This window comes from Streptomyces sp. NPDC059866, from assembly GCF_042731325.1.
GTDB classification, from domain to species: domain Bacteria; phylum Actinomycetota; class Actinomycetes; order Streptomycetales; family Streptomycetaceae; genus Streptomyces; species Streptomyces flavusporus.
Map to the genome: position 1 here is coordinate 62,438 of NZ_JBHWJT010000030.1, position 11,592 is coordinate 74,029.

Sequence of the window (11,592 nt, forward strand, 5' to 3'; positions counted from 1 at the left end):
TTCCCAGGCGGCTCCGTACGCACGAAGGGCGCAGTCAGCGGGTCGGGGTGATCCGTACGGTCTCGGCCCAGTCGGGGGGCTGAGGGGCGTCCTCACCGATCAGGGCGACGATCAGACGGCAGGAGACAGGTTCCGGGGGCCACGGGGTGTACCCGTCGGTGAGCACGACGACGATGTTCGGCGGTTCGGGTGCGGCGAGCGCATTCCGGATGCCGACGGTCATGTCCGTCCCGCCGCCGCCGGCCAGTTCGACCTGGTCGACGGCGGTCACCCTGGCGACGGCGTGGACGTCGGCGTCGCAGGCGAGGACGGCGACCCGGTTACCTCCGACACCCACCTCGCGCAGCACGCCGGACACCTCGGCGAGCGCGGCCGCGAGATCGTCCTCGCCCATCGAGCCGGAGGTGTCGACGACGATCGCCACGCGTGGCAGCGGTCGGCGCAGGCTGGGCAGCACCACCCGGCCGCCGAGGGCCGGGGTGCGGCGCGAGGGGCGCCGGTAGGTGTAGTCGACCGCACCGCCCGCCCACGCTGCGGCCTCGCGGACGGCGCCGGTGAGCGCCTTGCGCCAGTCGACGGTGGGTTCCAGGACCTCCTCCGCCCAGCGCCGCCAGCCCGCCGGCACCGAACCCCGGGAGCGTCGGTGGGCGCGGACGGCCTGGGCGGTCTGGCGGCGCAGGGCCTCGGCCTCCACGGGGCCGAGGCCGGCCACGCCTTCGCCGCCCTTCTCCCCCAGGTCCCAGGGCGCCGGTACGCCGTGCGCGCCGGACCCGCAGTCCACCGGGTGGAGGGACGTCGCCGGAATGCCGGGCAGGTACTCCTCGAAGAGTCCGCCCTCGGGCAGACCGAACATGCGGGGTTCCATGCGCCCTTCGGGCAGTCGCAGCCCGTCGGAGACCAGGTCGTCGTTGATCTCGCAGTCCTGGGCGATGTTGACCCGCAGGCGGTCGCGCTGGTCGGCCGCGGGCAGCCGGTCGGCCCGGCCGTGGTGGTCGCGCAGGAGGTGCGCCGCCTCGTGGATCCACACCCCGGCCAGTTCCTCGACGTCGGTCCTCTCGACGAAGTCGGGTGCGACGTAGCAGCGCCAGTACCGGTCGACGGCCATGGTGCGCACCTGCTGCGAGGCGACGACTGTCAGGGCGTACAGGGCGGAGGCCAGGTACGGGCGTGCCTCGGCCGCTTTGTAGCGCGCGGCCAGCAGCTTGGCGCGGTCCAGCCCGTCGGCCGGGCCCCCGGTGACAGCCATGGGGCCGGTCAGCGCGCGCCCGGCAGGGCGCCGGCGAGCTGGAGCAGTTCCAGGAAGGCGTCGATCCCGGGCGGGATCGGCCAGTCGGGCTCGCGCATCGCGGCGAGGTCGCGAGCGGCCCGCGCGGCCACGTCGGGCACTCCGGCGTCCACGGCCTTGGCGAGGACGTCCCAGCCCGCCTCCCAGCGGGGGCGAGTGGGTTCGCTCTGCACGGCGGCGACCACGGCGATGAGGAACGCCAGCTGGCGGTCGCCGCGGTCGGGGAGCGCGAAGGCCGACGGGTCGGCGAGCACCCGGTCGGGGTCGGGCAGGTCCAGGTTCTCCAGGTACGACAGCAGCTCGATGCCGGCCGCCTCGCCGACGGCGCCCATCACGGCGGCGGCCTGCGCCTCGCGTCCGGCGCCGGACGCGTACCCGGCGGCGAGCAGGCGCAGCGCCATCTCCCAGGTGCGCGGGGAGGGCCAGGCGCGGCCGCGGCCCTCGGCCTCTTTCGGCATGTGGTGGACCAGGCCGGGCCGGGCGGTCAGGAAACCGCTGATCACGCCTCGGGCGCGGGCGACCGCGCCGGGCACGCGGCCGGGTTCCACCGCGGGGAGGACCGTCTCGGGCCAGGTGCCGGCCATGCCGCGGGCCACGGTGCGCGGGTCGTGCGTCCAGTCGAGGTGGACGAAGCGGTTGGCGAGCGGGGGGCTGAGGTGCCAGCCGTCGGCGGCGCTGGAGGGCGGGTTGGCGGCGGCGACGATCCGCACCGACTCCGGCAGGGCCAGGCTGCCGACCCGGCGTTCGAGGACCACCCGCAGCAGGGCGGCCTGCACGGCCGGTGGCGCCGAGGACAGTTCGTCGAAGAACAGCAGCCCGTGCCCGGTGCGCGCGAGCCGGACGGCCCAGTCCGGCGGGGCCATCGGCACGCCCGAGGCCGCCGGGTCTTCGCCGACGATCGGCAGCCCGGCGAAGTCGGACGGCTCGTGGACGCTGGCGACGACCGTCTCCAGGTGCACGCCGAGGGCGGCAGCGAGCTGTTCCATGCCGGCCGACTTGCCTATGCCGGGCTCGCCCCACAGCAGAACGGGCTGATTCGCCGTCACGGCCAGGGCGAGAGCCTCCAGTTGGGGGTTGCCGGCCGGTTCGGTGCGGGTGACGCGTATGCGGGCGTTGAGGGCGTCGGCCGCCGCGAGAGCGGCGGGAACGGGAAGGGAACCGGTCATGCGTGGATGTCCTCGTCCTGTGCGGGCAGCTCTTCGTCCTCGTCCCAGTCGGGCTCGGAGTCCTGCTCGCTCATGTATTCGTCCCACCACTCGGAGCCGATGCCGGGGTGCTCCTGCAGCACGCGGCGGCGCAGGAACATCAGGTCGGTCCGTTCGTAACGGCGGATCACCTGGGCGAGGGAGAGCTCCATCTCGTCGATCACGTCGATCCTGGCGCCGGCGTCGAGGAGGTCCCTGACCAGGGCGGCGGACCCTCCGTAGTGGACGGCGCTCTGGAGCGGGGTGCGGTGCGCCTTGTCCTGCGCCTCCAGGTCCAGCCCGGCGGCGAGCAGTCGCGGCAGCAGTTCCCGGTGGTCGAGCAGTTGGAGGACGTGCAGCAGGCTGCGCCCTCTGCGGTCGCGGACGTGCGGGTCCGTTCCGGCGTCGAGCAGCGCCAGCACGGCGGGGGTGTCGCCGTGCTGGACATGCTGGAACAGCTCGCGCCGCTGGTCCCGCAGGGCGCGCGGCAGCCGTCCCTCGCCACTGGTCCAGGCGTGCTGGGTGGCGAAGCAGCCGGACACGGAGCCGCCGAAGGCGCGCAGGGCGAGTTCGCGCTGCCGCTCCTGCTCGGTGTGCGGGATGTCGAGCACGCCGTTCCTGGACACGACCTCGTGCCACACGCCGCCGCAGCGGACGCGGACCGGCGCGGGCGTCGTCGGGCCGGGCGGGCCGGCAGCGGGTCCGGCCTGCGGGAACAGCGCGGCGGCGACCAGCGGGTGCAGGTCCTCGGGCCGGATCCGGCCGGCGCGCAGCAGGCCGATGTCGGGCAGTCGCTGCCAGGCGTACGAGGGCAGGCGGGGGACGTCCTCCTCCTGGCCGCGGTCCCTGCCGACGACCTGGGGCGGGGCCCCGTCGGCGGCCGCGAGGGTGACCCGAAGGCAGCCGCGCCAGTCGACGGGGATACGGAAACACGTGCCGCGTCCGGCGCGCTCCAGCAGACGCATCTCGGGGGCGATGCGGGTGAGGTCGGGTGCGAAGTACGTGATGAGCTGGGCGACGTCGAGCTGCCGGTAGGAGCGCGGGCCCTGCGGTGGAGGGGTGAGGTCGAGGTCGAGTCCGGCGGCGGCGTACGCCTCGATGTGGGCGCCACGGCCCTGCAGGACGGCGACCCACTCGGCGCGGGCGGCCGGGTCGGCGGGGCCCGGGTCCTCGGCGGGCAGCTCCCCGACGGCGAGCGGGGTGCCGTCCGGGTGGAGGAACGGCAGACGGCCGGAGTCGGCGGGGCCCGCGCTGTGGCGCAGTTCGCCGGTGCGGCGGACGTCCCAGAAGCGGCGGGCGGCGGTCCAGTCCTCGGTGACGTACGTCAGGCCGTGGAGCCGGTCGCGCGCGGGCGCGATGGCGGGGCCCAAGTGCAGCCGGAGCCGCTGCGGTCCTTCCAGCATCGGGGAGTTCGTCAGCGACAGGACGGGGCCGGAGCCCCCGTATGCGGCGAGGACGACCCGTCGGCCGGGGGTGAGCGTGGTGTGGCCGCTGAGCGTGCGCGGCAGGTGCCAGCGCAGCAGGTCCGGTGCCAGGTGGCGCAGGTCGTCGGTCACCCGGGCTGCCACATCCGGGCCGTACCGGTCGGCGATCCGCTCCGGGTCGAGGTCGTCCGGGACGTCCACCGCGGCCACGGCACAGGCGGCCCGCCAGTCACCTGCCAGGCGTGCTTCCGTGGCGCGTTCGATCATCCAGCCGGGGACGGCGTAGCGGCGGATGCGGGCCCAGGCGGAGGCGTCCTCCGGCGACAGGGCCGCGGGGGGCAGCGGACGCCGGCTCATCGGTACACGCTGCCGATCGCACGCAGGTCGGGGTGGGTCGGCCGGACGGGGCGCAGCCGCTCGGCGAAGGACCGCTTGACGCGACGGGGCAGGCCGGGGCCGAGGCCCACGTACTCGAGGCGGTGCCGCTCGGGCAGCGCGGCGAGCAGGCTCTTCGCGCCGCGGCCGGTGATGCCGGTGTGGCGCAGTTCGAGGCGGCGCAGCGGGCTGCCGGGCAGGGCGGCGGCCAGGGCCCGGGCGCCGTCGTCACCGGTGGCGTTGCCGGTGGAGCCGAGGCTGCGTTCGGACATGGCCCGGCCGAGATCGAGGGTCTCGATGCCGTCGAGGGCGTCGGCGAGAGCGCGGGCGCCCGCGGGGCCGATGTCGTTGCCGCCGAGGCCGAGCCGGACGGGCCTTGCGGGGTCGGTCGCGGCGGCCAGGACGGCGGTGCCCTCGTCGCCGAGGTGGTTCGCCGTCAGATAGAGCTCACGGACGCCGGCGTCACGGACGAGGGCGGCGAGCAGCGGGGCGTCGGCGGCGGTCAGGCCGTTGCCGCCCAGGAAGAGCCGTTCGAGCGGGGCCTCCCGGTCCAGGAGGGCGTCGAGGAGCACCCGTACGCCCGCGGGGCCGATGCCGGAGTTGACGAGATCGAGGGTGCGCAGGGTGGTGTTGCGGCGCAGCAGCCCCGCGAGAGTGCGGGCACCGGTCTCCCGGACGGGATTCCGCTTGAGCCACAGGGCGCGGAGCGTGGTGTCGTCGGCGAGTGCCGCGGCGAGGGCGGTCACGCCGTCCGGGCCGATGCGGTTGCAACCGAGGTAGAGGGTGTGGATCCCGTGGGAGGCGCCGGCGTCCCGCGCGGCGACCAGGGCGTCGGCGACCGACCGGACTCCGTTGTCGCCGAGGGAGTTGGTGCCGAGGAGCAGATGGGCGGCGTGCGGGGAGGCGGCGGCGACGGGCAGCAGCCGGGCGGCGCCGTCGGCGCCGAGTCCCTGCTTGCACAGGTCCACCCGACCGTCGGCGCGCAGGGTGCCGAGCGGGAAGGTCTCGTCGTCGGCAACGGGCCGCGCGTCGGCGAGGCGGGCCATCAGCGGCCCGAGCTCCTCGGGGTCGGCGAGCGGCAGATCGGGGTGCTCGATCGCGGGGCAGCGCACGGGCGTTGTCGGCTGGGTCATCACCACTCCACCGGTCTTCGCCGGGGCCCGGCGTCCGCGTCGACATCAAGTAGGCGCAAGACCGGTCGGATTCGAACCGACGTCCTCCAGCTCGATGCGTGGGCGCGACGACCTCTGCGCTACGGCCTTGCTGCGCACGATCATAGCCACACTCCGCACCTGTTTTCGATCACCAGTGTGATGCGATTGCGCCAGGCGGCGCGGCCGAATATATGCGTACGGTCGGCGGGGCACGGACGCCCCGACACCAACTCCATGGTGGAAACGCGCACTCCAACACCCAAAACTATGATCATTTACGCGGCGCTCGGCGGTATGAGAGGCACCGCGCTCGTTCAGATGGTCAAGATCGTCTTCCTGCTCGCCACCAGCGCGGTCGTCGCCGCCCTGGTGCTGAACCGCTTCGACCGGAGTCCCGGCGACGTGCTCAGAGCCGCCCAGCAGGGCAGCGGCGCGGGCCCCGCCTTCCTCCAGCAGGACCTTCAGCTGGGCACCTCGGCCGGTGAGCGGCTGGACTTCATCGGGTTCCAGATCACCGTGGTTCTCGGCGTGGCCTGCCTGCCCCACATCACGATGCGTCTGTACTCCGCGCAGGACGTACCGGCCGTGCGTCGCTCCATGTCGTGGGCGGTCGGCACGGTCACCACGTTCTGCCTGCTCGTGATCATCATGGGTACGGGCGCGGGCGCTGGTGGGATCGCAGTCCATCACCGCGGCTGACCCACACGGCAGGACGTCGGTGCTCATGCTGTCGCAGGTGCTCGGCGGGGCCCCCGGCTCCACGGCCACGACAATTCTCTACTCGGCCGTGGCGGGCATGGTGCTCACCACCCTGCTGTCCTCGGTCGCGGGGATGACCCTGGCCGCGGCCTCGTCGCCGGCCCACGACCTGTTCGCCCATGTGGCGCGGCGGGGGCAGGCGGAGCCGCGTACGGAGATGACGGTGGCGGTGTGGACGAGCGTGGGCGTGGGAACCGTTGCCATCGGGCTCGCCACCCTGGTCCAGGGCTGGAACGTCGGCGTGCTGACCACTCTGGCCATCTGCATCGGGGCATCGGCGGTGGCACCCGCGCTCACCTACTCCCTGTTCTGGCGGGGATTCACGCGCACCGGCCTGCTCGCCACCCTCTACGGCGGCGCGGCCTGCGCGCTGGTGCTGACGGTCTTCTCCAAGGCCGTTTCGGGCACGCCGTCCGCCGTCTTCCCGGACGCCGACTTCGCCCTGTTCCCGATGCAGTCCACCGGACTGGTCTCCGTCCCGTTCGGCTACCTGGCGGGCTGGCTGGGCAGCCGTCTGGACCACTGGCGCCGCGCCGCCGACAGCCTCGAGAACCGGCGGCTGTACGAGGAGAGCGAGGCACGGCTGCTCGCCGCCGCCGAATGACCGCGGCTGCGCGGGCGGGCTACGCAAGCGGCTTCAGTACCCCGCGTAGTCCGCCCAGCGGCCCAGGTCCCGTCGTCTCCGTGCGGTGTACGCGCCCCGACGGCGACATCGAGCAGCGCCGCACGCCACGGCTGCCCGACGCCCCCGGAGGCAGCCCGTCAGGTCAGACTCGACGGAACGATGCCGTAACGGCGCATCTTGCGGTACATCGTGGCGCGGGAGATACCGAGGTCCTGGGCAGTGCGCTGGACGTTGGAGTTGTGGTCCATCAACCCGCGCAGGATGGCGTCGCGTTCGAGCGCCTCGATGGTGGTCAGGACCCTGTGCGAGGACACCCGGCATTCCGGCGGCAGGTCCTCGGCATGGATCATCGGGCCGGCAGGCCGCCGCGCCAGCCCGCGCATCACGGACTCGAGCTGCCGGACGTTCTCCGGCCAGGGGCATCGCTGCAGCATGGTCAGGGCATCCGGGGAGAACCTGCTCTCACCGCTCGGCCGGTACTTGCGCAGGAAGAACCGCGCCAGGTACTCGATGTCCCCGGGGCGATGACGCAGGGGCGGCACCTCCACCAAGGCACCGCAGAGCTGGTCGAGCTGGTCATCGGTGCCGACCATCGACGGCTGGCTGGTCAGGACCAGTTGCCCGGTGGCGGGGCCGTCCAGGTGCGTCAGCAGGTTCCTCAGTCGCTGCCGCAGCTGGTCGCCCAACAGGTGAACGTCGCGCAGGACAAGCACGTTGGACGGCACGGCGAGCAGCTCTCCGATGTCATGCAGCCAGCCCTCGGTGACGGCAGGCGCATCGGACAGCGGCGGCTGCGTCATCTCCAGCCGGCGTCCGGCGCCGTGGGCCCGGTGCAGGGTCTCGACCAGCGTCCTCTTGCCGACGCCGGCTTCGCCCAGGAGATGCAGCGACGTCCCGGCCACGAACGCCGCCTGACTGTCGGCGACCGCGCGCAGCCAGGGCGGGGACGAGCCCACCAGTCCCAGGTCGGACCGGGCAGGCGCGGCGGAAACCGCGGGTCCCTGCTGCGGGCGTCCGATCAGCCGGACTCTGAAGACGGCGCCCGCGTCGCTGTCCTCGCGCCGACAGCGACTGACCCTGAGTTCGGCGACCCGTCCGGAGGGCAGGGCGATGCTGCGCGTCCCCTCCGTCCGGGGGCTGTCGGCGATCTCACGGGCGTGGTCGAGCAGCGCGTAGTGATCCGGCCCGGTCACCGCCGTGCTGAGCTGCTCGTTCATCATGACGACATCGCGGTTCAGGGCCAGCACGGGGCCCGGACGTACCGAGGAGCACGCCTCCATGTAGTCATGGAACAGAGCCCGCTCGCGCCGCGAGGTGATCGCCGCGATCTCACCCTCGATCTGGGCCGCGACCGAGCGGGCGAAGGCCATCAGCATGCCGTCGGAGCCCTGACGGATGGTGGTGAGGTTGAAGGCCCCCAGCAGGGTGCGCCGGGTGGGATGCAGGATCGGTACGGCCGCGCAGTGGAAGTCCCGCAGCGCCTCGACGTAGTGCTCCATTCCGGCGATCATGACCGGACGGCCGCTGGCCAGCGCGGTCCCGATGCCGTTGGTGCCCACGTAGCGCTCGGCGAACACATGGCCCGGGGCCAGCTGCACGCGGTTGAGGTTCGTCGTCAGCCCCTCGTGGGACACCTTCCGGGAGAGCACCACGCCGTTCCGGTCCGTGATCATGATGGACACCGGGTCGTCGGCGAGCTGCTCGTGCAGCCTGTCCAGGATCGGCAGCGCCGCCCTGGCGAGGGGGCTGTCGAGGTTGGGGTTGTCCAGGTACGGAGCGTCGAGGCTGCCCGACTCCACCTTGTGCTCCATCGAGCGCTGCCACGAGGCCACGACAAGCGGCCGGGCGCTTGGATCCTTGGTGACTTCCAGGTAGAGCTCTCTGGCTGCTCTCAGCGAGCTTCCGGGCTGGTGGCGGGGCATTAACACTCCCGTACTGCGCGCGTCACATTCCCTCGATGCAGTGATTGGACCAGCCCGACGGCGTGGCGCCTACGGCGTGTATCACATTGAGACATCCGCGGACGACTTCTGAGACATCGACCTGCGAGCGACGGCCTGTGTAATCGGCGCACCACCCACCCGCCGACCCACAGGGAGCCGCCATGAAGGCCGTGCAGGTGATCGAGTACGACGAGCCGCCCGTGCTCGTGGACGTGCCCGATCCGCAGATCACCGGTCCGCTGGATGTGATCGTGAAGATCGGGGGCGCCGGAGTCTGCCGGACCGATCTGCACATCCTCGAAGGACAGTGGAAGGACAAGAGCGGGGTCACCCTGCCGTACACGATCGGTCACGAGAACGCCGGCTGGGTCGCGGAGGTCGGGCAGTCCGTCACCCACGTCAAGGTCGGTGACCCGGTCATCCTGCACCCGCTGGTGACTTGCGGTCTGTGCCGCGCCTGCCGGGCCGGCGACGACGTGCACTGCATGAACTCGGCCTTCCCCGGCATCGACGCCGACGGGGGCTACGCCGAGTACCTGAAGACCAACGCCCGCTCGGTCGTGCCGCTCGCTCCGTCCCTCGAGCCGGCCTCGGTGGCGGCCCTGGCCGACGCCGGGCTCACGGCGTACCACGCTGTCGCCAAGGCGGCCCGGGTACTGCGGCCCGGTGACAGGGTCGTGGTCATCGGTGCCGGCGGGCTCGGGCACATCGGGATTCAGGTGCTGCGGGCCCTGTCGCCGGTCGAGATGATCGTCATCGACCGCAGCCCGGAGGCCCTGGCGCTGGCCGAGGAACTGGGCGCCGACCACACGCTCGTCGCGGACGGAAGCGAGGCCGACCGCGTGCGGGGCCTCACCTCGGGGCACGGGGCGGAGGCCGTCCTGGACTTCGTCGGTGAGGGGGGTGCCGTCGAGACGGGCGTGGCCTGCCTGCGCCGCAACGGCAACTACTACGTCATCGGCTACGGCGGCCACCTCCACGTTCCGACGATCGACGTCATCTCCACGGAGATCAACTTCATCGGGAACCTCGTGGGGTCCTACAACGACCTCTCCGAGCTGATGGTCCTGGCGGCCCGCGGCAAGGTCACCCTGCACACCCGGCGCTACCCCCTCGCCTCCTTCCAGCAGGCCCTCGACGACCTGGACTCCGGGGCCGTGCGCGGCCGAGCGATCTTGATCCCCTGACACCGCAGGAGCAGCCCCATGCGCAGCAGACCGTACCCGGCCCTGGTCGCCGTCGCGGCCGTCGCGGCCCTGACCGCCACCGCGTGCACCGCCCAGAGCCAGGAACAGCAAAAGCCCAAGGAAAAGGCCGCGCTCTTCAAGCCCGGCTCGGAGATCAGCTACCAGAAGTACGGCAAGGACTACCCGGCCACGAAGGTCAAGGACGTCCCCGGACCCTGCAGCTACGAAGCGATCAGCCGCAAGGACTACTCCGGACAGACACTGAAGATCATCAGCCACGCCGTTCCCGTCATCGGTGAGCCGACTCAGCTGCACGCCAAGCAGTTCGAGGACATCACCGGCGGGAAGATCGAGGTCGTCAACGTCCCCTTCGGCGAGCTGCACCAGAAGATTCTCACGCCCCTTCAGGCGGGCCAGCCGGCGTACGACGTCATGTTCTACCCGTCCCTGTGGATCGGCGACATGGCCCCCTATCTGGCACCGGTACCGAAGAAGTACCTGAACACCCCCGGCATGAAGGACGTCACCAAGGCTTACATGGACGTGGCGACCTGGGACGAGAAGGTCGTGCAGTACCCGGTGGACGGTGACCGGCACTACCTCAAGGTCCGCACCGATGTGCTGAAGGACCCCAAGCGGCAGGCGGAGTACAAGAAGGCCACGGGCACGGACCTGAAGGTCCCCACGACGTGGGCCGAGTACCAGCAGATAGCCGAGTTCTTCAGCGGCAAGGACTTCGACGGCGACGGCAAGCGCAACTACGGCAGTGCCGAGGTGACCAAGCGCGACGACCTGACGTTCTCCGCGTTCATCAGCCGGGCGGCGCCCTATGTGAAGAACGCGGACGTCGAGGGCGGTGTCTTCTTCGACGTCGAGACCATGCAGCCGCTGATCAACACGCCCGGCTTCGTCCGCGCCCTGGAGGACATGGTCAAGGCCAAGTCCACGTGGGCACCCGGCGGCGCCAACTTCGGTCTGGGAGACGAGATCTTCTCCTTCGGCGGCGGGCAGACGCTGATGTCGTACTCGTGGGACGACGCCTTCATCCAGGCCCAGCAGCCGGACAGCAGGATCCGCAACAAGGTCGAGGTGGCGCCGCTGCCGGGCTCCACTGAGGTCTACAACCGCACCACGAAGTCGTGGGACAAGAATGCCAACCAGGCGCCCTACTTCACCTGGGGATGGACCTCGGCGGTGGCCAAGTCCTCGAGCCACCAGCAGATGGCCTTCGACTACCTGTGCTTCTTCAGCAACGAAGCCAACACCGCCCTCGACCTGACCATCGGCCGGTTCGGTGTCAACCCCTACCGCAACGCCCATTTCCACCCGGCGTTCTGGCAGAAGCAGGGCTGGGACAAGGACGCCGCAGAATCGTACGTCCGAACACTCTCCGGCATGGAGAAGAACCCCAACCGCATGTTCGACCTGCGTGTTCCCGGCGTCAACCAGTACATGTCCGCGCTGGCCAACGGCGTCGCCGCGGCTCTGGCGGGCCAGCAGTCCCCGCAGCGGGCACTGGACGACGTGGCCCAGGAATGGTTCGAGATCACCGACCAGATCGGCAAGGACAAGGTCCAGAGCGCCTATCGCAACGTGGTCGCGCTCGAGGACAACTCCTGATCCGACCGCAGGATGCCCCGGGTGGCCGGACCGGAC

At 71.8% G+C, this 11,592-nt stretch carries 9 protein-coding genes and 1 pseudogene; 4 read left to right on the plus strand and 6 right to left on the minus strand.

Going from position 1 to position 11,592, the window contains the following annotated elements:
• Positions 1-34: 34 nt before the first annotated feature.
• From ACFV7R_RS35895 to ACFV7R_RS35915, 5 genes and pseudogenes are all read right to left on the minus strand, one after another.
• Positions 35-1,246 carry a VWA-like domain-containing protein gene (locus tag ACFV7R_RS35895; RefSeq protein WP_385271324.1) on the minus strand — a complete coding sequence of 404 codons (1,212 nt, stop codon included), beginning with the start codon at positions 1,244-1,246 and terminating at the stop codon, positions 35-37.
• An 8-nt stretch (positions 1,247-1,254) separates the two neighbouring features.
• A complete protein-coding gene (locus ACFV7R_RS35900) occupies positions 1,255-2,451 on the minus strand; it encodes an AAA family ATPase (protein WP_385271327.1) in 1,197 nt (398 codons plus the stop codon).
• A complete protein-coding gene (locus tag ACFV7R_RS35905) occupies positions 2,448-4,250 on the minus strand; it encodes an ankyrin repeat domain-containing protein (RefSeq protein WP_385271330.1) in 1,803 nt (600 codons plus the stop codon). The genes ACFV7R_RS35900 and ACFV7R_RS35905 overlap by 4 nt, the downstream gene beginning before the upstream one ends.
• The gene (locus ACFV7R_RS35910) at positions 4,247-5,401 is read right to left on the minus strand and encodes a gala protein (RefSeq protein WP_385271333.1); all 1,155 of its coding nucleotides are present in this window, start codon (positions 5,399-5,401) and stop codon (positions 4,247-4,249) included. Before ACFV7R_RS35910 ends, ACFV7R_RS35905 begins: the two co-directional genes overlap by 4 nt.
• Positions 5,402-5,457: 56 nt before the next feature.
• Positions 5,458-5,530, minus strand: a pseudogene (locus ACFV7R_RS35915).
• 159 nt (positions 5,531-5,689) lie between these two features.
• On the opposite strand from ACFV7R_RS35915, the gene ACFV7R_RS35920 reads away from it, so the two are divergent.
• Both ACFV7R_RS35920 and ACFV7R_RS35925 read left to right on the plus strand, forming a co-directional pair.
• Entirely contained in the window at positions 5,690-6,121 is a 432-nt protein-coding gene (locus ACFV7R_RS35920) for a hypothetical protein (protein ID WP_385271336.1), read from the plus strand.
• A 25-nt stretch (positions 6,122-6,146) separates the two neighbouring features.
• The gene (locus ACFV7R_RS35925; RefSeq protein WP_385271339.1) at positions 6,147-6,785 is read left to right on the plus strand and encodes a hypothetical protein; all 639 of its coding nucleotides are present in this window, start codon (positions 6,147-6,149) and stop codon (positions 6,783-6,785) included.
• A 158-nt stretch (positions 6,786-6,943) separates the two neighbouring features.
• On the opposite strand, the gene ACFV7R_RS35930 is transcribed toward ACFV7R_RS35925, so the two are convergent.
• Positions 6,944-8,728, minus strand: coding sequence for a sigma-54-dependent Fis family transcriptional regulator (locus ACFV7R_RS35930; protein ID WP_385271342.1), 1,785 nt, complete (start codon positions 8,726-8,728; stop codon positions 6,944-6,946).
• A 182-nt stretch (positions 8,729-8,910) separates the two neighbouring features.
• Between ACFV7R_RS35930 and ACFV7R_RS35935 the strand changes: the two genes are divergently transcribed.
• Positions 8,911-9,936 (plus strand): NAD(P)-dependent alcohol dehydrogenase, encoded by a 1,026-nt coding sequence (locus ACFV7R_RS35935; RefSeq protein ID WP_385271344.1) that lies wholly within the window; start codon positions 8,911-8,913, stop codon positions 9,934-9,936.
• Positions 9,937-9,954: 18 nt separating this feature from the next.
• Positions 9,955-11,556, plus strand: coding sequence for an extracellular solute-binding protein (locus ACFV7R_RS35940; protein WP_385271346.1), 1,602 nt, complete (start codon positions 9,955-9,957; stop codon positions 11,554-11,556).
• The last annotated feature ends 36 nt before the right edge of the window (positions 11,557-11,592 follow it).